Origin of the sequence: Prevotella sp. tc2-28, from assembly GCF_900107705.1 — a bacterium.
GTDB lineage: Bacteria > Bacteroidota > Bacteroidia > Bacteroidales > Bacteroidaceae > Prevotella.
Genome location: NZ_FNRE01000013.1, coordinates 20563 through 45744 on the forward strand (window position 1 = coordinate 20563; position 25182 = coordinate 45744).

The following is a 25182-nucleotide window of genomic DNA, read 5'->3' on the forward strand; positions in this document are numbered from 1 at the left end:
AGGCTGCTTATATAGTCTCAACCTCAGTGTCTGTATCCTCCTTAGCTAGAGGGAGAATATAGATGAAACGAGCACCACCGGAGTAGGTGGGGTCGAGCCAGATGTCACCACCAAGGCGCCGTGCTTGAGAGCGTGCAACAGTAAGCCCAATACCCGTTCCATTGTAGTATTCATCCAATTGTACGAACTCGTTGAAAATACGTTCAGCCTCATCTGAGGGTACACCGATGCCGTTATCCTCTATGCAGAACCTAAGATATTCTGCATCAGTATAAACTCGCAAGGTCGCCTTCTTCTGCTCTCCATCATGGTTGTCATGATAATGCGCTTCTGATGGGTCTGTAAATTTGCGGGCATTGTCGAGCAATAACGATAGTGCACGGGTTGCAGCTCGCCTATTGGTATGAATCGTCGTGTTGAACGCCTCTTCTGTTATCTGCAGGTCGAATTGTAAGTGCTGGGCAGTGGCAATGCCCGATGCATCTATGGCATCGGTTGCTATTAGTTCAGCGCTGACATCGTCTTGACGTTTGATGACTTTCTGGCTGTTGGCATCCGAAAGTTCCAACATTTTGTTGACGAGTCCCGTTATCCGGTTCGTGTTCTCGATAATCTGCCGGTTGATGTCTTCCTGCATCTCTTCGTCAATCTCCATGTCTGGCGAAGTGATAATCTGTGTGAAGCCAGAAAGCACGTTCAATGGTGTGCGTATCTCATGAGAGATCTGCTGGATAAAGTCGCTTTTCATTCGTGATGATTCTTCAGCACGGGCATTGGCCATCTCCAGATGATGGTAGGCTTTCTTCAGTCGTTTGGAAGACTGGTGTCGGAAATATATGAAGAGACCGAAGCCAAAAATGACCAGTACAAGGATGATTGCAGTGCTTAGGAAGCGTTGCTGCGAGAGCGAGGCCTGCTGTTCGATAATCTCTGTTTCCTTCTGCTGCATATCGTAGAGCGTAGCTAATTCAAGTGCATTATTCTGTCGCTCCTTTACAATGGCAGAGTCCAGTGCGTGACAAATCCATTTACCAGTTACTAAGGCTGTGTCTGTTCTCAAGGCACTAGCATTTGCCATGAATTTGGGTATCAGGAACGTGCGGATGTTATCCAACGTCATTTGCATATTATAACGCTGTAGTTGTCTTTCCAGAACGGTGAATTTATCTGCAGCTTCATTCCATCGCCCAGCTTCCATCAGATAGCTTGTTGCCTCGATTTGTCCATCGCTTGTCTTGGCATATTTTGTCGTTAGAGCCACCTGATATGCTTTCTGCGCTTCAACTCTTTCGTTCTGCCTTTCCAGAATACAAGCTCTATAGAAATTCAGTCTGGCCCATTGTTTGTCAATGAAATTGTCGTCGGCTTGTGGGTGTTGACGATAGCGCAGCAGCATGCTGTCGAAGCGGTCGGTCCAGTCCTTGGCTTCTTGGTCATGCCCCGTTTGGATGTAAGTGTCCGTAATGGTGACGATACCGATGATGGCACTGGTGTAGTTGGCGATGTCATCACTGGATTCTGTGGCTTGCAGGAAGTGCTGCCATGCCAAAGCGAAACTGTTTGCTGCGTCTTCCTTATGTCCTAGTCTCAGTTGGCAGCAGCCTAGGAATGTCTGCAGGTTGGCATAGTCAGTACTCATGGTAAACTCCTTCTCCTGAAGCAGTTTCATGGCAGGCACTGCAATCCGTATCGTTCCCTCATAGTCGAATTTCATGTAGAGTAGTCCTGCTAGTCGGTTGGTCGATTTGGAATAGTACTTCAGATCGTCGTCGTCATTGATGTCCAGAGCTACAGCCTTTTTCCATTCTCTCTCTGCCAGTCGCATCTTACGCAGTCTTGAATAGGCGTATCCTCGCCAGTAGTGTGCTTTCATCGGTGAAAGAGCATGAGTTGATTCGTGCAGGTCTGCCAATGACAACAAACGGTCGTAGTCGTGCATCTTGTAGGCTGCGTTCATAAGGCTGTCTGCCTCAATCTTCTGATGTGCAACTTGCTGATGCTGTTCACAGGCTGTAAAGAACAAGGTGGTTCCTAGTATGAAAAGCGTTAGCAGCAATGAGGCTTTCTGACTAGAAGAGGACATATCCGCTTTGACAACAAACCGTGTCCATATCGGGGCCAGCATCATGATGATCGCCACAGCAATCAGTACAATCAGTATCCACGATAGAATATAGTAATCGTGCAATAGTACTTCGTCCGGACAAACCAATGCCAGGCTCCATCCTGTTCGAGCGAAAGGCATATAGAAGACGTGACTATTCACCCCGTCCAAAGCTAGCGAAACTGTTCCCGTCTCACCAGCAATCATGGCTCTTCCCAAGGTTTTCAGTTCAGGGAAGTCTCCGTCTAGAGTAGGAGTTAAAATAGTTTCATACAACAATTTTGTGCTATCAGGATGAACGATATAAGTACCACCTCGGCCCAGCAGCATGCAATAGGACTTGGGGAAAGGATGGTGCGACAGAATGAAGTCAGACAGCCATTTTAGTGGTAAGTCAGTTGAGAGGACGCCGATGACATTACCATCTTTATCATGCAGAGGCTGACAAAAAGACGTCATGACTTCCTTGACGATAATGCCATCTTCGTTGAACTCAGCATACGGCTCAATCCAGTAGTTCTTGTCAAGCAAACGTGGAATTTGGTACCAGTCCATCCGGAAATACTGGTAGCCGTCATCACCCTCTTGCTCTGTGGCTATGCTGTCACCGTTGTTATAGGAATAACATGAGAAATATTTTCCTTTCTCCTTAAAAAAATAAGGTTCGAAAGAAACGCTGCATCCCTTTAGCAGTTTGTTCTCCTCCAAAACCTCCCTGCTTAGACTGAACATCACGTCGGGAGTGTCTAGTTGATGCTCAATCTTCGGAACCATTTTGTTTGCTGTCGATTCGATTTTGTTGACCATCATGAAGGAATCCGATACGATACTCTTCAGCGACTGTACGGCAGTAGCCTTTGCTTTTTCCAGTACATAGGCCTGGCTGTGGTATAAAGCCATTCCGAATCCAATTGTCATCAGGATGCCTATCGTCATGAGTAGCCACTGATGCTTTTTTGCAAACTTAAGTATTCTCATCATCCATTTATTTTCATTTGCCTATTAACTCGTGGTATGTCACTCTGCGCTTAATCATGCCACAGTCCTTCATTATCGTGCTGGCTTTTCTCACCATGTCTGCTCGCACACGGAACTCACGCTGCTTCGACTCGCGGTCCACTTGCAGACGCAAGACCTCCTTCAACATGAGTTTCTGCTTGACACGGTTTGTTGATACTTTTTGTTCTTTCACGTATTTCATAACGATGTCCAGCGCTTCATCGGGGTGTGCAGCCGTCCATTCCCAACCTTTCCGGCTGGCAGCTGCAAACTTTTCTACCTCTTGTTTGTGTGCCATGAAATAAGACCGCTTTACATAGACACCATTCTCCTGAATGTTATATCCATGTTCACTAAACCGGTAGATGTATTCTTTTGGCATGTTGAAGCCGGCCTGCAGCAATTCAATATATTCATTATAACTTACCACCATTGTAGCATCAACAGCACCAGAGAGAAACAAGTTGATGCCACTGATGAAAGGCACCAGTTCAAAGTCTAATCCCTGCATCTTGCTCAATGCAAACAACAGGAAACTAGGGTCTGAATTGAATATGGCAACTTTTTTCCCTTTCATCTGAAGTGGGTCCGTACACCAGCGCGACACCAGGATGTTGCTACTGTTCATTGAGTCTTGGAATATGTTAACCAAAGGAAAACCTTGCGAAATAAAGTAGATGGCAGACATCATCGAGAACATGGCTGCGTCACACTGGTCGGTCTGCAAACGCTTCATTGACGAACTGGTTAGCGATGGGTGTTGGATAGTCACGTCTAGTCCTGCCTCGCGATAAAACCCTTTTTCTTTGGCTACGTAATAGCCGGCAAATTCAGCTTGAGCAGTCCATGATGTGGTGAAGACAAACTTGTTTGCCCACAGTCGCAGCGGAATCAACATTATGATGATAAGGCCGATAGTTGACAGTTTTATGGTCTCTCTCATAGTTACTGGTTAGGATATTGTTTTTGCAAAGATAAGCATTTCGTTTGAAAAAAAAGAGTTTTTGGAGATTTTTTTTTGAAATATTATATCTGGCGTGGTGTTAAAAAAATGCGAATTCTAACATTTTTTTGTTTATATTTCTTGCATCTTTCACGAAATAGTTATACTTTTGTAGCTGCAATAACTAAAAGTCGAATAAAATGGGAGAAGCACAGTTTAGTGCAATGGTTCTTATGGCGGTTTTGACAATAACACTCTCCGTGTTGTTACCGCGTAAAGTGTCGGGCGATCAGATGCTGAATCGTTCAAGATGGATGATGGCTGGCGGAACAGCCCTGATGTCCATTCAGTTTCTATTGCAATATTTGTTGAAGCTTCGCATGATGGGTGTTACGCAAGCTGTTATGGTCAATCTCCTTTTCTTTATTCCCTGTTCTTGGCTGTTCACGCTTTCTATCTTCAATCTGCAGCACGAAGGCCAAATACGTCGAAGCATCTGGTGGAATGGTATTGTCACCTGGCTGTTGGTGGTCATCGTATTGATTGTTGCCGCATTCATCAGTGGGAAGTCGTTGCTCATTGATACTCCTGAGATGCGTATTGCCGAATACATATCGGCATTGGCCTATTGTGTCATGCAGGTAAACTACACCTTTGCGCTTCATCGTGGCAATCAGCAGCTGACACAAGCTTTGAGTAACTACTATGACTATGATACGGGCGACATGTTGCGTTGGATGAAGCGAAGCGTGTTTTTGTTAGCACTGGTCGCTGTCGGTGCACCTTTCCTGATATTCAGTAAAGGTTTACTGTTGTTTGGCTATGCGTTGATTATTTTCTTTACCCTTTATTATCTGGTATTCTGTTTTATCTGCTATTGTGTAAGCAACGACTCCCGTCGTGTCTCGGAAGCTAAAGCCAATGCCGATGAGACAAAGATGGAAGAAGAACGTAGTCAGGTGCATACAATGACAGAAGAAGAACGTCGCCGTATTGGTCTGATCGTGGACGACTGGATACAAAAGAAAGGTCATCTACATAGTGGCATCACGATGCAGGAAGCAGTCCGCGAGATGCAGATTCCTCGCTATCAGCTTGCCGCATGGTTGAAAACCACCGAGTGGGAACTTTTCAATCCATGGCTTACCCATCTTCGTATCGAAGAGGCAAAACGCCAGCTGAAGGCTCATCCCGACTGGAGTAACGACACTATAGCCCAGCAGTGTGGATTTGCTAGTCGAAGTTACTTCCAGCAGGTATTCAAGAAACAGACGGACATGACTCCCGCTCAGTATGTTCGTGAATGCAAAATATAAATAAATTCACGCCCAACAGAGTCGGAAAAGGTTCCCATTTTGTGAAAAAAGAGGCTGAATTCAGAAGATTCAGCCTCTTAGTACGTTTAATAGTTCTCTGCCTTAATTTGGAAATAAGCCTGAGGATGGTCGCAGACGGGGCATACATCAGGAGCCTTCTTGCCGATGACGATGTGCCCACAGTTAGCACATTGCCAAATAACATCGCCGTCCTTTGAGAAGACGCGCTCCTTGCGGACGTTGTCCAACAGCTTGAGGTAACGTTCTTCGTGGGCTTTCTCTATCTTGGCAACTCCCTCGAATTTCTCTGCAATCTCGTCGAAGCCTTCTTCGCGGGCTTCACGGGCCATACGCGCATACATGTCAGTCCACTCGAAGTTCTCACCGCCAGCAGCTGCTTCCAAATTGCTTGCAGTATCCTTGATAGCACCACCCTCCAACAACTTAAACCACATTTTGGCGTGTTCCTTTTCGTTAGCGGCAGTTTCCTCAAAGATAGCAGCTATCTGTACGAAGCCGTCCTTCTTGGCTTTGGAAGCCCAGTAACTATACTTGTTACGAGCCATTGACTCACCTGCAAAAGCTTCTTGTAGGTTTTTCTCTGTTTTTGTACCTTTTAACTCTTTCATAATTTAAATTTTGTTTAGTTAGTAATATGGGTTTAATGGAGGTTACTGAACGACAGAAATCTCACCACGGATACTTTGTTTCATCATTTCGCGTACCTTATCAGGGTCGTTGTAGTGTGACTGCAGAAACATCAGTTTGGTAACGGCACTCTCGACGGTGGAGTCATAACCGCTGACGACGCCTGCTTCTTGCAGGTGAAACCCGGTGTCGTAGCGACTCATCTCGACGGCTCCCTGCATGCATTGGCTGATGTTGACGATGACTTTCCCATTCTGTGTGCCTTCCTTCAGGGCTTTTAGCAACCATGGATTTTGGGGTGCATTGCCAGAACCGAAGGTGCGCATAACGATGCTTTTCAGGTTGGGGGTGTGTATGATGTGGCGTATCAGGTCTTCGCGGACACCAGGGAATAGAGAGAAGATGATTACGTTATTGTCCAGTCGAAAGTGAGGCTTCATCGGTTTGTTGAAATCCGGTTTTAGAATGCGGTCGTTGTGATAGATGATATTTACACCTGCCTCGACAAGATGCGGATAGTTGAATGACTCGAAGGCATTGAATTCCTCGGCGCTTTGCTTGGTGGTACGGTTTCCACGCAAGAGATGTCCTCCGAAGTAGATGCCCACCTCGGGTACGCGTGCGCGACCATTCTCATCTTTGGACATCGCAATCTCAATCGAAGTGATGAGGTTCTCTTTCCCGTCAGTGCGAAGCTGTCCGATGGGGAGTTGTGAACCCGTGAAAATGACGGGTTTGGTCAAGTTCTCCAGCATATAGGAGAGGGCAGAGGCGGTGTAAGCCATGGTGTCAGTGCCGTGCAGCACGACGAATCCGTCATATTGGTCGTAGTTGTCTGCAATGACATGAGACAGGTCTGTCCACAGCCGTGGTGACATATCGCTGGAGTCGATAGGTGGATTAAACTGATAGGTGGCAATCTGTGTGTCGAACTGTTTCAGTTCGGGTACATTGTTCAGAAGGTGCTCGAAATCGAAAGGTTCTAGCGCCCCAGTGAGCGGATTACGGTTCATACCGATGGTACCGCCAGTATAAATAAGCAGAACTTTGTTTTGCATGGCACAAAGATACGTAAAAAAAATGAGAGCAAGGAAACGTTTACGTTAATTTTTCTTCAAAAAAAGGAAAATGTTGCTGAAGATTGAATTAATTTCGTTATCTTTGCATCCAATTGGACAAATAAACTAAAACAAACCAAAGTATGAAACAGTTTAACGACAAGAATTTTGTTCTCGACAACGAGGTTGCACAAGACCTGTTCCACAACCATGCGGCAAAGATGCCCATTATTGACTATCACTGTCACTTGATTCCCGAGATGGTGGCTAACGACCATCGTTTTAAGAGTATTACCGAGCTGTGGCTGGGTGGCGACCATTATAAATGGCGTGCCATGCGTACCAATGGTGTCGATGAGCGATTCTGTACGGGCAAGGATACAAGCGACTGGGAGAAATTTGAGAAATGGGCAGAAACAGTGCCCTATACACTGCGCAATCCGCTGTATCACTGGACTCACCTTGAGTTGAAGACCGCTTTTGGTATTGAGAAACTGCTCAGCCCCAAGACGGCTCGTGAGATTTTCGATGAGTGTAATGAGAAGCTTAAGCAGCCAGAGTTCTCGGCCCGTGGTTTGATGAAGCATTATCACGTAGAGTGTGTCTGTACGACTGACGACCCCGTTGATGACTTGCACAACCACATTGAGTATGCCAAGCACAAGGCGGCTGACGATCCCATGATGATTCCCGCATGGCGTCCTGACAAGGCTATGAACATCGAGGCTCCGGAGTTCTCGGCTTATGTTCATCAGTTGGAGGAAGTAAGCGGAGTGACCATCACCAAGTTCTCCGATATGGTAGATGCTCTTCAGAAGCGTCATGACTTCTTTGCAGCCAATGGCTGTAAGTTATCAGACCATGGTATCGAGGAATTCTATGATGAGGACTATACTGACTCGCAAATTGAAACTATCTTCGAGAAAGCTATGCGTGGCCAGCAACTTTCCAACATGGAAACCCGTCAGTATAAGCATTGTTTCCTGACCGTAATGGCTGAGATGGATGCTGATGCAGATTGGACACAGCAGTTCCACTATGGTGCTATCCGCAATAATAACACCAAGATGTTCAACCAATTGGGTGCAGATACCGGTTTCGACTCAATCGGAGAATTCAACACTGCTAAGGCTATGTCGAAGTTCCTGAACAAGTTGAATATGGAAGACAAGCTCACGCGTACCATATTATATACATTGAACCCATGCGCCAACGAGGTAATAGCCACGATGCTGGGTAACTTCCAGGGTGGAGAGCCAGGTAAGATACAGTTTGGTTCTGGCTGGTGGTTCAATGATCAAAAGGATGGCATGGAGCGCCAGATGAACGCTCTTTCTGTTCTGGGTCTGCTGAGTCGTTTCGTTGGCATGCTGACCGATAGTCGTTCGTTCCTCAGTTATCCACGTCATGAGTACTTCCGTCGCATCCTTTGCAATATGTTGGGTAATGACGTTGAGAAAGGTCTGTTGCCTGACGATCGTGAACTGCTTGGTAAGATGGTTGAAGACATCTCTTACAACAACGCTCGTAGATATTTCAAGTTCTATTGATAAAAAAATCGGCTGTCCTTGCATTGGATAGCCGATTTTTTTGTACTTTTGCACCCGAAATTAATCAGACACAAAGACAAGTGATTAAAAGATTATGTGTGGAATAGTAGGATATATAGGTAAAAAAGAGGCTTTCCCCATTCTGATAAAGGGACTTCGCAGACTGGAGTATCGTGGTTATGATTCAGCAGGAGTTGCCTTGATAAATGACAATGGTAACCTGAATGTCTACAAGTCGAAAGGAAAAGTTGATAATCTTTGTGAATACTGTAGCGACAAGGATGTCAGTGGAACGATAGGCATCGCTCACACCCGTTGGGCCACCCATGGTGAGCCGTCGTCCCGTAATGCCCATCCTCACTATTCACAGAGTCATAATCTTGCCATCATCCATAATGGTATTATAGAGAACTATGCAGATATCAAGGAGAAACTGAAGGCCAAGGGCGTCCAGTTTGTCAGCGATACGGATACAGAGGTGTTGGTTCAGTTGATAGAGTATATCATGACGAAGAAGAACCTGTCGCTGTTGGAGTCCGTTCAGGTGGCTCTCTATCAAGTGATTGGTGCCTATGCCATTGCTGTACTTGACAAGCGTGATCCCAATCAGATTGTAGCAGCCCGAAAGCAGAGCCCGTTAGTTGTCGGTATCGGTGAAGACGAGTTCTTTCTTGGTAGCGACGCCAGTCCTATTGTGGAGTATACCGACAAGGTGGTCTATCTGGAGGATGGAAATATCGCCCTGATACGTCGTGGTGAGGATATTCATGTGATGAGCATTCTGGGTGAAGAGCAAGAACTGAAGGTAAAGACCGTAGATATAGACCTTGGTCAGATAGAGAAAGGTGGTTACGACCACTTTATGCTGAAGGAGATTTTTGAGCAACCCGAGTGCCTGACTAATTGTATGCGTGGACGCGTGAATATAGAAGCCAATCATGTGACTCTTTCAGCACTGATAGACTACCGTCGTCAAATGCTTGAAGCCAAGCGTGTAGTCATCGTAGCTTGCGGAACATCATGGCATGCAGGACTGATAGGAAAACAACTGATTGAAACCTATTGTCGCATACCAGTGGAAGTAGAATATGCTTCCGAATTCCGCTATCGCAATCCTGTAGTCGGCAAAGGCGATGTGGTAATCGCCATCTCACAAAGTGGTGAGACGGCCGACACCCTGGCAGCAGTACAGTTGGCGAAGGAGCGGGGCGCGTTTATTTATGGAGTATGTAATGCGATAGGCAGCAGCATCCCCCGCAATACCGATACTGGAACCTATATCCATGTGGGTCCGGAGATTGGTGTAGCCTCGACAAAAGCTTTCACTGGTCAGGTGACGGTACTTACCATGATTGCACTGGCCATGGGTGAGGCTAAGGGTACTATCAGTCGTAATGAATATATGGAAATTGTCAAGGGACTGAGTGAAATTCCTGATAAGATCCGTGAGGTGCTGAATACTAACGACAAGGTGAAGGACTTGGCACGCACATTTACCTATGCACATAATTTCCTCTATTTAGGACGCGGATATTCTTATCCGGTGGCGCTGGAAGGTGCCTTGAAGCTGAAGGAGATATCCTATATCCACGCGGAAGGCTATCCTGCTGCTGAGATGAAACACGGCCCTATTGCCCTTATCGATTCTGATATGCCTGTCGTGGTGATTGCTACACACAATGCGATGTACGAGAAGGTATTGTCGAATATCCAAGAGATAAAAGCTCGCCAGGGTAGGGTGATAGCTCTCGTTTCCAGAGGTGACGATACTATTTCGAAGATTGCGGATGAAACCATTGAACTACCAGACGTCCTTGAGTGTTTGGAACCATTGGTGGCTACGATACCCCTGCAGTTGCTGGCTTATCATGTGGCTGTCTGCAAAGGTAAGAATGTTGACCAACCACGTAACCTGGCTAAGAGTGTTACTGTTGAATGATATCAAGGGCGAATCGTCAATGACGGTTCGCTTTTTTTATAAAAGAAAGATATGGAAGAATTGAAGCATGAGTGTGGTGTGGCGATGATCCGCCTGTTGAAGCCACTGGAGTATTACGAGCAGAAATATGGTTCGTGGGCCTATGGGTTGAACAAACTCTATCTGATGATGGAGAAACAGCACAATCGTGGCCAAGAAGGTGCTGGTATTGCCAGTGTCAAACTTGGTACCGAGCCAGGTCGTGAATATATGTTCCGTGAGAAGGCTGAAGGTAAGGATGCTATTACAGAGATTTTCTCACGCGTCAATAGCGACTTTGCCGGTGAACTGTATATGGGGCATCTGCGCTATTCTACCACAGGAAAGAGTGGCCTGACCTATGTGCATCCTTTCCTGCGTCGAAACAATTGGAAAGCCAAGAACCTCTGCCTTTGTGGAAACTTCAATATGACCAATATCAATGAGGTTTTCCAAAAGATAACATCACAAGGACAATGCCCCCGCATTTACAGCGATTCGTATATCATGCTGGAGTGGATGGGGCACCGTCTGGACCGTGAGGTGGAACGTAACTATGTGGAAGCACAACAGCAAGGACTGACAGGATGCGACATTACTTCCTACATTGATGACCATGTCGATATGGGCAATGTGTTGCGAACGACGATGCCTGATTTCGACGGAGGCTATGTGGTTTGTGGATTAACAGGCTCCGGTGAGTTGTTCTCCATGCGCGACCCTTGGGGCATCCGTCCTGCATTCTACTATCAAGACGATGAGGTCGTAGCGTTGGCTTCTGAGCGTCCTGTACTGCAAACGACCTTTAATCTGAACGCCACTGATATACGTGAATTACAACCAGGCCAGGCGCTGCTTGTCAACAGTCGTGGTCAGATGCATCTCGAACAGATCATTCCCCAACGAGAATATGCGGCATGCTCCTTCGAACGTATCTATTTCAGTCGAGGCAACGACAGTGACATCTATCAGGAGCGAAAGAAATTGGGAGAACAGCTGACCGAATCCATCCTCAAAGCTGTCGATTACGATGTCGACCACACCGTATTCTCGTTCATCCCTAATACTGCCGAGGTTGCCTACTATGGTATGCTGGGCGGATTTAAGCGCTATCTGAACGAATGTAAGATTGATCGCATTGAGCGTCTGGGACATATCCCTACCCGTGAGGAACTGGAAACAATCTTGAACGACTATGTACGTTCGGAGAAAGCCGCATGGAAGGATATCAAGTTGCGCACCTTCATTACAGAGGGCAACCAGCGCAATGATCTGGCCTCGCATGTCTATGATATTACTTACGATGTGCTGGAAGAAGGAGTAGACAACCTGGTAGTCATTGACGACAGCATCGTACGAGGAACGACACTGAAAGAGAGTATCATCAAGATTCTGGATCGCCTGCATCCCAAGAAAATCGTGCTGGTGTCCAGTGCTCCACAAATACGCTATCCTGACTATTATGGTATCGACATGGCACGTCTGGAGGAATTCATCGCCTTCCGGGCATGTATCGAACTGCTGAAGGAGCGTGGTATGCATAAGTTGATAGATGAAGTCTACCGTCAGTGTAAAAGTGGTGGAGCAGAAGCCTATGTGCAACAGCTATATAAGCCGTTCTCCGTGGAAGAGTTGAACCGGAAGATGGTGGAAATGCTTCGCCCTGACGAGGTGACGACGCCTATCGAACTGGTCTTCCAGTCCATAGAAGGGCTCCATACCGCCTGTCCTAATCATCCTGGCGACTGGTATTTCACAGGTCGTTATCCGACGCCAGGCGGTGTGCGCCTCTGCAATCAGGCATTTGTCAACTACATAGAGAAAGTATATAATCAAGAGCAAAAGTTTTAATCAGGATATATGAAGAAAGTAACCCTTGTCTTGGATGACGGAACCAAGTTTGATGGATACTCATTCGGCTATGAGAAACCCGTAGCTGGTGAGGTAGTATTTAACACAGCCATGATGGGCTATCCGGAGAGTCTGACCGATCCCTCCTATGCAGGTCAGATGCTGGTCATGACCTTCCCCTTGGTGGGAAACTATGGAGTGCCTAAGTTCAGTATTGAACCTGACGGCCTGCCTACTTTTATGGAGAGTGACCGCATCTACGCTACTGCTATCATCGTTAGCGACTATTCACAGCAGTTCAGCCATTGGAATGCCTCAGAGAGCTTGGCCGACTGGCTGAAACGCGAACAAGTTCCCGGCATTACAGGCATAGATACCCGTCAACTGACTAAGTTACTGCGTGAGCGTGGTGTGATGATGGGACAATTGGTCTTCTCCGACAGTTCTGAGGTCGTTGAGAACCCCGAAAGCTATGATAGCATTAACTGGGTAGAGCGAGTCTCTTGTAAGGAGGTTATCCGATATAATGAAGGTGCAGGCAAGAAGGTAGTGCTTGTCGACTGCGGTGTGAAAGCCAACATCATTCGCTGTCTTGTCCGTCGAGGATGCGAGGTGATTCGTGTTCCCTGGAATTACGACTATACAGATATGCAGTTTGATGGCCTTTTCCTTGCAAATGGTCCTGGTGATCCTGACAAGTGTGGTGCAGCTGTCGACATTTTGAAGAAACAGATGTCTCAGTCACGCAAGCCTATCTGTGGCATCTGCATGGGTAACCAGTTACTGGCGAAGGCTGCAGGTGCAACGATCTATAAGTTGAAATACGGTCATCGCTCCCATAACCAACCCGTTCGTGAAGTAGGTACCAATCGCTGCTATGTCACGTCTCAAAACCATGGCTATGCCGTTGACGCTTCTACCCTGGGCAACGAATGGCGTGAGTTGTTTGTGAATATGAATGACGGTTCCAATGAGGGCATCCGTCATCAGACTAATCCCTGGTTTTCCAGCCAGTTCCACCCTGAGGCCTGTTCAGGCCCTGTTGACACAGAATTTATGTTTGACCGTTTTATAGAGACTTTGTAAGATGAAATACGATAATATCAAGAAAGTATTGCTCCTGGGAAGCGGAGCATTGAAGATTGGTGAGGCCGGTGAGTTCGACTATTCTGGTAGCCAGGCACTGAAAGCCTTGCGCGAAGAGGGCATCAAGACGGTGCTCATCAACCCCAACATTGCCACTGTCCAGACCTCAGAGGGCGTTGCCGATGAGATTTATTTCCTGCCTGTGCAGCCTTATTTCGTCGAGAAGGTCATCCGTAAGGAACGTCCTGATGGTATTCTGTTGGCTTTTGGTGGACAGACAGCCCTCAACTGCGGTGTGGAATTGTATAAGAGCGGTGTGCTCGAGAAATATGGCGTCCGTGTGCTTGGCACTCCCGTACAGGCTATCATCGATACCGAGGATCGCGAGTTGTTCGTCAAGAAACTCGACGAGATAGACGTAAAAACCATCAAGAGCGAGGCCTGCGAGACCATCGAACAGGCGCGTAAAGCTGCCAAAGAACTGGGCTATCCCGTCATTCTTCGTGCTGCCTATGCACTTGGCGGATTAGGCTCCGGTTTTTGTGATAATGAGGACGAACTAAATAAACTTGCCGAGAAAGCCTTCTCTTTCTCTCCTCAGGTGCTCGTTGAGAAGTCCTTGAAGGGTTGGAAGGAAATCGAGTATGAAGTGGTACGCGACCGTTATGACAATTGTATCACGGTCTGCAATATGGAAAACTTCGACCCGCTGGGTATTCATACAGGAGAGAGTATTGTCATTGCCCCGTCACAGACACTGACTAATTCAGAATACCATAAGTTGCGTGCCCTTGCCATCAAGATTATCCGTCATATTGGCATCGTGGGCGAGTGCAATGTGCAGTACGCCTTCGACCCACAGTCAGAAGACTATCGTGTCATTGAAGTCAATGCCCGTTTGTCCCGTTCTTCAGCGTTGGCTTCTAAGGCTACAGGCTATCCTTTGGCCTTCGTAGCGGCTAAGTTGGGTATGGGCTATGGCCTGTTTGAGTTGAAGAACTCGGTGACGAAGACTACATCAGCCTTCTTCGAACCAGCCCTCGACTATGTGGTGTGCAAGATTCCACGTTGGGATCTCTCCAAGTTCCACGGCGTCGACAAAGAGCTTGGCTCCTCGATGAAATCAGTCGGCGAGGTAATGGCTATCGGTCGCAATTTTGAGGAGGCCATCCAGAAAGGACTGCGCATGATAGGGCAGGGGATGCATGGCTTCGTAGAGAACAAGGAACTGCAGATTCCCGATATTGATGCTGCCTTGCGTGAACCCACCGACAAGCGTGTGTTCATCATCTCGAAAGCGATGCACCTGCCAGAATACGATATCGACAAGATTCACGAACTGACGAAGATAGACAAGTGGTTCCTTTATAAGTTGAAGCATATCATTGATATCGATGAAGCATTGAAGCGACAGCAGGTCAATACACTTGATGCTGACTTGTTGCGCGAAGCAAAGGTCTATGGATTTACCGATTTCCAGATAGCTCGTGCCATCGGTCTGGAGTCAGAGCTCGACAATATGCACAAGGCTGTGCTCGTCGTGCGTAATCGTCGTAAACAGCTGGGCATCATGCCTGTTGTCAAGCAGATTGATACGTTGGCAGCTGAGTACCCTGCCCAGACCAATTACCTTTACGTCACATATTCAGGGACACAGAGCGATATTCCTTATGAGCACGACCACCGTTCCATTATCGTATTGGGTTCAGGAGCCTATCGCATCGGCAGTAGTGTCGAGTTCGACTGGTGTGGTGTACAGGCGTTGAACACGATTCGCAAGGAGGGATGGCGCTCCGTGATGATTAACTACAACCCAGAGACCGTTTCTACGGACTACGACATGTGCGACCGTCTCTATTTTGATGAACTTACTTTCGAGCGTGTGCTCGACATCATTGATATGGAGCAACCCTATGGCGTTATCGTTTCCACCGGAGGTCAGATTCCTAACAACCTGGCAGTTTATCTCGATGAGGCTGGTGTGCGTATTTTGGGAACACAGGCCTCCGACATTGACGGTGCTGAGGATCGTGCCAAATTCTCACAGATGCTCAACGAGTTGGGTGTCAACCAGCCGGAATGGAGCGCCTTGACCTCGATGGATGAAATTGGTCAGTTTGTCGACCGTGTCGGCTTCCCTGTCTTGGTTCGTCCGTCGTATGTGTTAAGCGGTGCAGCCATGAATGTCTGCTCCAACAAAGACGAACTGGAACGTTTCCTCCAATTGGCAGCCAACGTGTCCGAAGACCACCCCGTCGTCGTATCGAAATTTATCGAGCATGCCAAGGAGATAGAGATGGATGCAGTGGCCAAGGATGGTGAGATACTGGCCTATGCCATCAGCGAGCACATCGAGTTTGCCGGAGTCCACTCTGGCGACGCCACCATTCAGTTCCCTCCGCAGAAATTGTATGTGGAGACCGTGAGACGTATCAAGCGCATTTCGCGTCAGATAGCCAAGGCGTTGCATATCAACGGACCGTTTAACATCCAGTATATGGCGCGCGAGAACGATATCCTTGTTATCGAGTGTAACCTGCGAGCCTCACGCTCCTTCCCCTTCGTTTCGAAAGTGCTCAAATTGAATCTCATTGAACTGGCAACGAAGGTCATGCTGGGACTGCCCGTTGAGAAACCCTCTAAGAATCTCTTTGACCTCGACTATGTGGGCATCAAGGCCTCGCAGTTCTCCTTCAACCGATTGCAGAAGGCCGACCCTGTGCTGGGTGTCGATATGGCATCAACTGGTGAGGTGGGCTGTATTGGTGACAATACCCATACGGCACTGCTGAAAGCCATGTTGAGCGTAGGACATCGCATTCCCAGGAAGACGGTGCTGCTCTCTACAGGTGGTGCCAAGCAGAAGGCTGAGATGCTTGATGCTGCTCGCATGTTGGAGTCGCACGGCTATGAGTTGTATGCTACGGGTGGTACGTCGAAGTATCTCACCGACAATGGTATACAGAATACGCTTGTCCACTGGCCTTCTGATGCCGGACAGCCTCAGGCCCTCGACCTGTTGCATCAGCATAAGATAGATATGGTGGTTAACATCCCGAAAGATCTGACCACCCACGAGTTGACTAATGGTTATAAGATACGTCGTGCCGCTATCGACCTCAATGTGCCTCTGATAACCAATGCCCGACTGGCTTCTGCCTTCATTCAGGCATTCTGTACAGTTCCTCTTGATGCGATAGGAATTAAGTCTTGGAATGAATATAAGTAAAAAAGTGCGCAAATATTTGGCGAAAAGCCAAATATTTGCTACTTTTGCAACTTGAAAGTACTAAAGACCTGATTACGAGATGGAGCTTAACGATACATTTGAATCCCAAATCAACCGAAGCGACTATAAAATACTCATTGTCGATGATGTTGTCAGCAACGTATTGCTGCTGAAAATCCTGTTGACCAATGAGAAATTCCAAGTGTGTACGGCCAACTGTGGCAATATGTGTATAGAGCAGGCCAAGAAGGAGAAGCCCGACTTGATACTGCTTGACGTGATGATGCCTGATATCAATGGCTTCGACACCGCTGTTATCTTGAAGAAAGACCCTGAGACACAGGATATTCCCATCATCTTCCTTACGGCGCTCAACAACCCTTCCGACCTGGTACATGGTTTCCAGGTAGGCGCCAACGACTTCCTGACAAAACCTTTTAATAAAGAGGAACTGGTCATGCGTGTGATGCACCAGATACAACTTGTTGCTGCTAAGCGAATCATTGTCAGACAGAACGACGAGTTGCGACGCACCATCAACAACCGCGACAAGATGTACTCGGTTATTGCCCACGACTTGCGTTCTCCTATGGCATCTATCCGTATGGTGCTCAACCTGGCAGTCAATGTCGTTTCACCCGATACGGTAGGTCCGGAAATCTTTGAACTGCTTGACAAAGCCAACCGTGAGTCAGAAGAGACACATGACCTGTTGGACAACCTGCTGAAATGGACGAAGAGCCAGACTGGCCGACTGAATGTCGTCTATCAGGATTTCGACCTCGAAGAGGTTGTGCCCGGTGTGGTTGACATCTTCACCATGATTGCCGAGATGAAGAAAATCACGCTTCAATATATTCCTTCCGAGGAGAAAATCACCGTTCATGCTGATAATGATATGGTCAAGACCGTCATCCGAAACTTCCTGTCGAACGCTATCAAGTTCACACCCGAAGGGAAGGGTATTGAGGTGTTCTTCAAACGTGAAGGTGACTTCGCTCGTATCAGCGTCCGTGACCATGGTGTCGGTATTGCAGCAGACCGCGTGGAAACCATTTTCCATAAAGGTGAGACAACTTACGGAACAGGTGGTGAGGAAGGTTCCGGATTGGGCTTGCAGCTCTGTCAGGATTTTGCTCGCAAGAATGGCGGTGATGCCTACGTAGAGTCCGTCGAGGGCGAGGGCTCAACCTTCTCGTTCACGATACCCATAAAAAAAGAGGCCTGAGCCTCTTTTTTTTGTTGTTATGTGTAGTTTCGTTATTCGGTCTTGAACAGGTCCTTGATGCCACCTATAGAGCCGAGCAGGTTAGTGGCTTCATAGGGCAGGTATACCGTCTTCGTCTTGTCACCCTGAGCCAGTTCCTGCATCATCTGGATGTACTTCTGAGCCAGCAGATAGTTGGCAGGATTCGTCGACTTGCCCACAGCCTCCGTGATCAGTTCGATAGCCTTGGCTTCAGCTTCTGCCTTGCGGATGCGTGCTTGTGCCTCACCTTCAGCGTGTAGGATGGCTTGTTGCTTCTGGGCGTCAGCACGGTTGATGATGGCAGTCTTCTCACCCTCTGATGCCAGGATTTCAGCAGCCTTTTCACCCTCTGAGGTCAGAATCTGTGCACGCTTGTTGCGCTCGGCCTGCATCTGCTTCTCCATCGCGTTCAGCACCGTTGCAGGAGGCACAATGTCTTGCAGTTCAACACGGTTTACTTTCACACCCCATTTGTCGGTGGCATCGTCCAGCACGGCGCGCAGTTTGGTGTTGATGGTGTCGCGCGAAGTCAGCGTCTCGTCCAGTTCCAGTTCACCGATGATGTTACGCAGGGTGGTCTGTGTCAGTTTCTCGATGGCGTTGGGCAGGTTCGAAATCTCATACACCGCCTTGAACGGATCAACAATCTGGAAGTACAGCAGGGCGTTGATTTCCATCTGGATGTTATCTTTCGTAATCACGTTCTGCGAGGGGAAGTCGTAAACCTGCTCACGGAGATCAATCGAGTTGGAGTAAGCGTAGCGTCCACGGTTCAGCACGACAATCTCCTTGGCACGGTCGATGAAGGGGATGATGATGTTGATACCAGGGTTCAGCGTGGCATAGTAACGTCCTAAGCGCTCAATGATACGGGTTTCAGACTGAGGGATGATGACTAATGCCATTTTGGCAAAGATGACCACCAGTACGATGATGGCAATTAATACATAACTCATAATGTCCATATTGTTTATTGTTTAATGTTTAATCTTTAATCTTTATTGTTTTGCCTTCAAGTCCTCGTAGAAATGGGCGTGAGCCGTATAGTTGTACGGCATCAGGAAAAGTAATCCGATACCCAGTGTGAGGAAAGACAGGATAAGCCAGCCAATCATGCTGAGGTCAAGCAGGAAGAGCTGCATCTTGTGGCCCTGCATCAGTCGCATACTCTCGCAGATAGCTTCCTCGCCGCTCATCTCGGGGTTGTCTTTCAGGATAAATTCCGTCATGGCGTAGGAATACTCTTTGATGAGGCCCGGAATGATGAGCAACAGTGCCCAGAGCAGGATGTAGATGCCTTTCAGCAACTCAGCCAGGAAGATGCGGAAATACTGGTTGAAACCATCGAACAGGTGTCCGTAATCGAGGTTCTCATCGCGGATTAATCTCAGGAAGAAAATGAAGTGACCCCATGCCAGAGGCAACAACAGCAACGAGAAGACTCCCTGTAAGACCATACTGGGAATGGGATCCATAAAGAATGATGGCGAAGAGCCGAATAACTCCAGGATGATGAATGCGATGAGCGTGGCTATGGCAGCCTTTCCCCATTTTCCCTCCAATGACTGAAGGGCCATGTCTTTGTACTCCGAAATAGTTTTCATAATCTTTAATATTTTATTGTTTATTGGCTATTGTTTATTGTTACAACGTTTCCACCGTAATGATGGTGCTCTCACGTCCGATGACGCGCACGGAAGTTCCTTCGGGAATATCCGTCTCACTGACGGCCTTCCACAAGTCTCCGTCTATTTGTACGTATCCACTGTTGCCAGCCTTGATCGCCTCAGTCACACGACCTGTGCGGCCTAACAGGGCGTCCGCATTGCTCACGCGTTTGTCCTCCCCTTTGTGCAACCATTTTTTGGCAGCTGGACGCACATAGAGCAGTGCAGCCAGTGATATGACGACAAAACAGAGGATTTGTACCGTGATGCTGTCGCTAAACAGTGCGGCTACAATGGCAGCTCCAACGGCACCGATAGAGAAACAGATGATAAAGAAATCACCCGACGACAGTTCCATAATCAGGCAAAGCACGGCTACGATGGCCCACACCTGCCACATGTTTTGTAAGATGTACTCAATCATATGCTTTAATCTTTAATGTTTAATCTTTAATGTATCAAATCGATAAGATAAAATCGTCCCAATCCTTCGTGCTCCCTTTCTTGCCAAACACCTTTTGGTAGAGTCGGCTACGCGTGGTGGCTATACTTTCCTTCGAGTGAGCCGTCAGCGTAGCGATGTCTTTTGGCTGCAGTCGCATCTTGATGAGCAGGCTGACGTGTAAATCCTGTTCGCTCATGCGATAAAGACTGTACAACTTGTCGGTAAATCCTGCATAGGTCGTGTCAACCGCCTCCGTCAGTTCTGTCCAGTCGCTCTCCGTCATGCTGCGCCCCTCGTTCAGATACTGTTTGATGCGAAGGTAGATGGGCGAGCTCATCAGTGTACTCTTGTCGCTGACCCGTTGCTCCATCACAGCCATCTTCTGCATGGCGTGTATGTTGTCCAGTCGGCTTTGCAACAGCTGAATCTTCCTGCGGTTACTTTGTATCACCAATATAAATAAGGTGACATAGAACACCGTGCAAATCATCAGCAGGAACAGTTCGCGGTTGGTCAGGATAGTTGTCATATTCATTTTCTTGTTTTCTGTGATGCAAAGTTATGAAAAAATCACTAACCAACCAAGAAAAAAGGTTTGCAAAAGTTCACAAAGGGTCATTTGCACACTTTTGCAAAGGAATTATGCCACAGTTTGCAATAATTTTCTTACCTTTGCATGCGATTATTAAAACTGAGGATATGAGAAGACAGCTTTTCGGGCTTTTGGTGGTTCTTTTGTTGACAGCTAGCGTGGCGATAAGTGCTCAGACAAGCCTTGCCGGCCGTACCTATCATCATCCCAATGTCTTGGCTGGCATGATGAACGAGGCGACTAAGGATGTAGACAAGAAAGTAGCCGAGGCTCGTGGTAAGTTTATTGCCAAGGCCGAGAAAAAGAAAGGCCGCAAACTGACTGATGAGGAAGTCGCTAAGTTGGATGCCGAAATCAAGAAGAAGTTGGCTGATATGGAGATTATGAAGAAGGGCATGAAAATGGCGATTACTGTCGAGTTCAAGGACGATAAGAATGTCGTGCTAAAACAAGATACGAAAGTCAGTGACGATGCCTTGAAAGCTGCTGGTTACGGCTGGCTGAAGCGCAAGGCCATGAAGGCTGCTCTGGCTGTGGCTCCCTCATCGCAGAAAGGCACCTATATCGTCAAGGACAACATGGTTATCATGGCCGATAAGGACAACGAGAAGGATACCATGTTCATCAGCCAGGACGGCAAGGTCCTCACGATTAAAGAGGAAAAAGGCAAAATCTTCAAACTGACAAGAACAAAATAAAATAACACAAAAATATGGGAAAGATTATACTGACAGGTGACCGTCCTACGGGCAAGCTCCACTTGGGACACTATATTGGTTCACTGCGTCGTCGCGTAGAGTTGCAGAACGCAGGCGACTATGACAAGATGTTCGTTTTCATGGCCGATGTACAGGCCCTTACTGATAATGCCGACAATCCGGAGAAGATTCGCCAGAGCATCGTCAATGTGGCGCTCGACTATCTGGCTGCAGGCCTCGACCCCGAGAAGTGTGTGCTGTTCATCCAGAGTCAGATACCTGAGTTGGCTGAGCTGACCACCTATCTCATGAACCTTGTCTCCGTTTCGCGTGTGCAACGCAATCCGACTGTGAAGACCGAGGTGAAGATGCGTGGCTTCGAGGGCGAGAGCATCCCCTTGGGCTTCTTCTGCTACCCAGTGTCACAGGCTGCTGATATCACGCTCTTCAAGGCTACTACCGTGCCTGCTGGCGAAGACCAGGAACCCATGCTTGAGGTGACACGCGAACTGGTGCGCCGTTTCAACCAGATTTATGCTCCCGTGTTGGTCGAGCCCAACATCATGCTGCCTGAGAATGCCACTGCACGTCGTCTGCCTGGCACCGATGGCAAGGAGAAGATGTCCAAGTCGCTGGGTAACTGCATCTACCTCTCCGACGATGCTGACACCGTTTGGCAGAAGGTTCGCTCGATGTACACCGACCCCACTCACATCAATCTGAACGACCCTGGCCATGTGGAGGGCAACGCCGTGTTCACCTATCTCGACGCCTTCTCGCGTCCTGAACACTTTGCACAGTACTGGCCTGAATACCAGAACCTCGACGAGCTGAAAGACCACTACCGCCGTGGTGGCTTGGGCGATATGAAGTGCAAGAAGTTCCTCAACCAGATTCTCAACGAGTTCTTGGAGCCCATGCGTCAGCGTCGCCACGAGTTCGAGCAGGACATCCCCGAGATCTACAACATCCTGCGCCGAGGCACTGAGAAAGCCCGTGAGACTGCTGCTCAGACCATGAGTGAGGTGCGCCAGGCCATGCAGATCAACTATTTCGACGATGAAGAACTGATTCGCTCACAAGCCGAGGCCTTCCGCCAGAAGTAACCCGCGAATCGTTAAATACTCCAAGGGGATTGCGTCTGTCCAGATGTGGTTCCCTTTTTCTTTTTTCGTAGCATGCCCATTCCTCCTTGTCTCCTCTTGATTTTAATTCGTTGCTCGCCTCTCGGTTTGCTTAGTCCCTTCTCAGGTTCTCTTGTTTGTTAAATTTTTTTTGATGTTTGTTTGTTGTTTGTCGTTTCCGTTAAGGTTAGCGTTATCGGCATCGGTTTTTTACTCCCTGGGCAGGCCGTAAATTTTCGCAGGCCTAAACGCAAATTCCAGCTGCCCTGAGCGTATCATCGCTACCTTTCGTTTGACCATGCAAAGGTACGAAATTTTCAAAGGGCTTGCAAATAAAATCCCGAAAAACCACATTTTTTGAGGGCTAATTTTCGCCCTAATTTTGCAAGAAATTAAAATGTATGAAATATAGACAACTCGATTGTTACGTTGTTATTTGTTACTTGTTACTTTAAGCGGTTTTCAAAAATACAGGAAATAATAAATACTTATATAATATATTATATTATATAAGTATTAAATAAATTAACAATTAATTCTTTACACCATCTTCTTTTGCCCCTTCTTTCCTTGCAAACAAAAATATATGGCTTAAAATAACAAATAACAAATAACAAAGTAACAAAATCGCAATCTGCGTGGGAGAAAGTTACAGGGCTGAAATTTCAGCTCTGTGTAGCATTTTCACATTATATAACAATCAGGGGGTCAGAACTTTGATTCACGCTAAGGAGTTGTATCAGTTGACCTGTCCCTCGTGATTCAGAGGCAGCACCACAAGCTCCTCCTATTACACCAATTGGTACTACACCAATATTGCCAGCATGGAGAAACTTGACAAATGGCCAAAATGCCTTTCAAAAGGACACGGGGAATTCTCAGAAATGAGAGTTCCCTTTTTTACATGTAAAACACGAACTTTGTTCCTTTAGAGCCTACACCGTCATAGTCTGCAGGTACAGGAAACTGGTTGATAAGCATGTCAACCTCTTCTTCCTCCGGACACTTGGTAATCTCCAGCTCAATGGCCATCCGTCGTTCATTATAGATCAGATTCCAGATACATTCACCCAGAACGGCATTTACTACCGTTCTTATCTCGTCCTGAGTGCGCCAAACGGAATCGAAGTCAGTCATTGTTCTGAAAGCGTAAGAAATCGGTTAATGTTGTATTCCAATTCCTCCAAGTCAATGAACTGAGAACCACGATATACTTCCTTACCATCCATCAGAAGCAAAACTGTTGGCCCTGAATAGACCAGGAATTGTCCTGCTATCAAAGGCTCTTCTGTGATGTCAGTATAGAAAGAAGCCAGAGATGCGAACTGGTCTGCCAACTTCCCCACTTTATCAAGCATGACGTTGCAGACTCCACAATCTGGAGCCTTGATGTAGAAAAGGCACAAGCAGTTATCCGCTATTGTCCGTTCTATATCTATTATGCTTGTCAAGTGTTTCATCGATTATATCTACAAATTGGAATTTATAAATCTATAATAGACTGTATCATTTGTTCATAGTCAGCCCTTATTAAAAAGACCTTTTCTCCTGCAGTCTTAAAACCATCGATGTACCTCCTATTGTCATCCTTCAGACTCGCGATGGTGCAATTGCCGTCATCTTGCCGAGCCTCGATATCAGAACGATGTTCTCTTATTTCATCGAAGTGAGTGTCAATGTATTCATCAGAGAAGGCGAGACAAATAAAGCGGATGGAGTCTAAATACTGTTCACGAAAACTATCCTTCCAGTTGATGGGAATGTAGCCACCTTCCACAATGAGATTCTGATGATTCTCAATTGCTGTCTTTATCATTTCACGCACAATCGGCCAAAGCTCATCCGTAAGGGCATCGTCGTCTTCTGGAGTAAGATTTGTCTTACAGCTTCGGATCATACCCATTTTCAAGTGATCTATCGACAGATATGGATACTTGTATTTCTCAAGCATACGCTGTGCAAGAAGCGTCTTACCCGTATGTGAAGCACCTGTTATCAGTATAACCATATATGTAAAACTAATCTTTAATCTCTTTGATTAATGACAAATCACCACTTGTCAAGGCTTTGAAATTTGCCTCAATCTTCTTTATATCCCAATCCCACCATTTCAGTTGCAGCAGATAGGTGATAAATTCGTCGTCAAAACGCAACCTGACAACTCGGCAGGGATTCCCTACCGCAACAGCATAAGGTGGAATATCTGAGGCAACTACAGAGTTTGTTCCAATAATGGCTCCATCGCCAATATGAACGCCTGGCATAATGGTTACATTCTGACCAATCCAGACGTCATTGCCCACAACAGTATCTCCCTTCAGAGGCAATTCATCTTTCACAGGAGCAATGGCACTTCCCCAGTCGCCGCCAATGACGTAAAAAGGATAGGTTGTTACGCCGTCCATCCTATGGTTGGCACCATTCATGACAAACTCCACACCCTTGGCAATAGCGCAGAATTTGCCAATAATAAGCCGGTCACCTATGAAGTCATAGAAATGAGTGACATGCTTCTCGAACTGGTCAGCACCATCCACATCATCGTAATAGGTGTAGTCACCGATGATAATACGTGGGTTCTTCACCACGTTCTTGATGAAGCAGAGGCTTGGAATCTTCGGATTAGGAAAAGCCTCATTGGGATTTGGTCTGTTTTTTATTTCCAT

At 47.1% G+C, this 25182-nt stretch carries 21 protein-coding genes; 9 read left to right on the forward strand and 12 right to left on the reverse strand.

All coding sequences use genetic code 11. From position 1 onward, the window contains the following. Nucleotides 1-7: 7 nt before the first annotated feature. Together BLU47_RS11310 and BLU47_RS11315 are read right to left on the reverse strand one after the other, a co-directional pair. Nucleotides 8-3085, reverse strand: a complete 3078-nt coding sequence (locus BLU47_RS11310) for an ATP-binding protein (RefSeq protein WP_091962664.1) — start codon at nucleotides 3083-3085, stop codon at nucleotides 8-10. A 10-nt stretch (nucleotides 3086-3095) separates the two neighbouring features. Further along, a complete protein-coding gene (locus tag BLU47_RS11315) occupies nucleotides 3096-4046 on the reverse strand; it encodes an ABC transporter substrate-binding protein (RefSeq protein WP_091962666.1) in 951 nt (316 codons plus the stop codon). A 233-nt stretch (nucleotides 4047-4279) separates the two neighbouring features. On the opposite strand from BLU47_RS11315, the gene BLU47_RS11320 reads away from it, so the two are divergent. Then, entirely contained in the window at nucleotides 4280-5362 is a 1083-nt protein-coding gene (locus BLU47_RS11320; RefSeq protein WP_218131545.1) for a helix-turn-helix transcriptional regulator, read from the forward strand. An 86-nt stretch (nucleotides 5363-5448) separates the two neighbouring features. On the opposite strand, the gene rbr is transcribed toward BLU47_RS11320, so the two are convergent. Further along, a complete protein-coding gene (gene rbr / locus BLU47_RS11325; RefSeq protein ID WP_091962673.1) occupies nucleotides 5449-5991 on the reverse strand; it encodes a rubrerythrin in 543 nt (180 codons plus the stop codon). A 42-nt stretch (nucleotides 5992-6033) separates the two neighbouring features. Then, entirely contained in the window at nucleotides 6034-7068 is a 1035-nt protein-coding gene (locus BLU47_RS11330; RefSeq protein ID WP_091962677.1) for an asparaginase, read from the reverse strand. 143 nt (nucleotides 7069-7211) lie between these two features. Between BLU47_RS11330 and uxaC the strand changes: the two genes are divergently transcribed. From uxaC to BLU47_RS11360, 6 genes are all read left to right on the forward strand, one after another. Then, the gene (gene uxaC / locus BLU47_RS11335; RefSeq protein WP_091962681.1) at nucleotides 7212-8618 is read left to right on the forward strand and encodes a glucuronate isomerase; all 1407 of its coding nucleotides are present in this window, start codon (nucleotides 7212-7214) and stop codon (nucleotides 8616-8618) included. 94 nt (nucleotides 8619-8712) lie between these two features. Beyond that, nucleotides 8713-10557: a glutamine--fructose-6-phosphate transaminase (isomerizing) gene (gene glmS, locus BLU47_RS11340; protein ID WP_091962685.1), complete on the forward strand. Its 1845-nt coding sequence runs from the start codon at nucleotides 8713-8715 to the stop codon at nucleotides 10555-10557. A gap of 51 nt (nucleotides 10558-10608) precedes the next feature. Further along, nucleotides 10609-12426 (forward strand): amidophosphoribosyltransferase, encoded by a 1818-nt coding sequence (locus tag BLU47_RS11345; RefSeq protein WP_091962688.1) that lies wholly within the window; start codon nucleotides 10609-10611, stop codon nucleotides 12424-12426. Between the two features lie 9 nt (nucleotides 12427-12435). Next, nucleotides 12436-13512 carry a glutamine-hydrolyzing carbamoyl-phosphate synthase small subunit gene (carA, locus tag BLU47_RS11350; protein ID WP_091962691.1) on the forward strand — a complete coding sequence of 359 codons (1077 nt, stop codon included), beginning with the start codon at nucleotides 12436-12438 and terminating at the stop codon, nucleotides 13510-13512. A gap of 1 nt (nucleotide 13513) precedes the next feature. Beyond that, a complete protein-coding gene (carB, locus tag BLU47_RS11355) occupies nucleotides 13514-16741 on the forward strand; it encodes a carbamoyl-phosphate synthase (glutamine-hydrolyzing) large subunit (protein WP_091962694.1) in 3228 nt (1075 codons plus the stop codon). A gap of 79 nt (nucleotides 16742-16820) precedes the next feature. Then, nucleotides 16821-17969, forward strand: coding sequence for a hybrid sensor histidine kinase/response regulator (locus tag BLU47_RS11360; protein WP_091962698.1), 1149 nt, complete (start codon nucleotides 16821-16823; stop codon nucleotides 17967-17969). A 32-nt stretch (nucleotides 17970-18001) separates the two neighbouring features. Here the strand turns inward: BLU47_RS11360 and BLU47_RS11365 are convergent, their stop codons facing one another. Genes BLU47_RS11365 through BLU47_RS11380 form a run of 4 tightly spaced genes read right to left on the reverse strand, consistent with a single transcriptional unit; the run spans nucleotide 18002 to nucleotide 20637 of the window. Next, a complete protein-coding gene (locus BLU47_RS11365; protein ID WP_091962701.1) occupies nucleotides 18002-18955 on the reverse strand; it encodes an SPFH domain-containing protein in 954 nt (317 codons plus the stop codon). 33 nt (nucleotides 18956-18988) lie between these two features. After that, nucleotides 18989-19594, reverse strand: a complete 606-nt coding sequence (locus BLU47_RS11370; RefSeq protein ID WP_091962706.1) for a DUF975 family protein — start codon at nucleotides 19592-19594, stop codon at nucleotides 18989-18991. Nucleotides 19595-19634: 40 nt separating this feature from the next. Then, a complete protein-coding gene (locus tag BLU47_RS11375; RefSeq protein ID WP_091962709.1) occupies nucleotides 19635-20081 on the reverse strand; it encodes an NfeD family protein in 447 nt (148 codons plus the stop codon). Nucleotides 20082-20115: 34 nt separating this feature from the next. Continuing rightward, a complete protein-coding gene (locus BLU47_RS11380) occupies nucleotides 20116-20637 on the reverse strand; it encodes a hypothetical protein (protein ID WP_091962713.1) in 522 nt (173 codons plus the stop codon). Nucleotides 20638-20801: 164 nt separating this feature from the next. Here BLU47_RS11380 and BLU47_RS11385 point away from each other — a divergent pair, with 164 nt between their 5' ends. Together BLU47_RS11385 and trpS are read left to right on the forward strand one after the other, a co-directional pair. Continuing rightward, the gene (locus BLU47_RS11385; protein WP_091962716.1) at nucleotides 20802-21392 is read left to right on the forward strand and encodes a hypothetical protein; all 591 of its coding nucleotides are present in this window, start codon (nucleotides 20802-20804) and stop codon (nucleotides 21390-21392) included. A 14-nt stretch (nucleotides 21393-21406) separates the two neighbouring features. After that, nucleotides 21407-22498 (forward strand): tryptophan--tRNA ligase, encoded by a 1092-nt coding sequence (gene trpS / locus BLU47_RS11390; RefSeq protein WP_091962718.1) that lies wholly within the window; start codon nucleotides 21407-21409, stop codon nucleotides 22496-22498. 918 nt (nucleotides 22499-23416) lie between these two features. Here the strand turns inward: trpS and BLU47_RS11395 are convergent. The 4 genes from BLU47_RS11395 to BLU47_RS11410 are packed head-to-tail and all read right to left on the reverse strand — an operon-like array spanning nucleotide 23417 to nucleotide 25182. Continuing rightward, a complete protein-coding gene (locus BLU47_RS11395; protein WP_091962721.1) occupies nucleotides 23417-23653 on the reverse strand; it encodes a hypothetical protein in 237 nt (78 codons plus the stop codon). Continuing rightward, the gene (locus tag BLU47_RS11400) at nucleotides 23650-23976 is read right to left on the reverse strand and encodes a thioredoxin family protein (protein WP_091962722.1); all 327 of its coding nucleotides are present in this window, start codon (nucleotides 23974-23976) and stop codon (nucleotides 23650-23652) included. The genes BLU47_RS11395 and BLU47_RS11400 overlap by 4 nt, the downstream gene beginning before the upstream one ends. Before the next feature lie 23 nt (nucleotides 23977-23999). Beyond that, nucleotides 24000-24524: a P-loop nucleotide/nucleoside kinase family protein gene (locus tag BLU47_RS11405; RefSeq protein ID WP_091962725.1), complete on the reverse strand. Its 525-nt coding sequence runs from the start codon at nucleotides 24522-24524 to the stop codon at nucleotides 24000-24002. 10 nt (nucleotides 24525-24534) lie between these two features. Next, a complete protein-coding gene (locus BLU47_RS11410) occupies nucleotides 24535-25182 on the reverse strand; it encodes a Vat family streptogramin A O-acetyltransferase (protein WP_176780569.1) in 648 nt (215 codons plus the stop codon).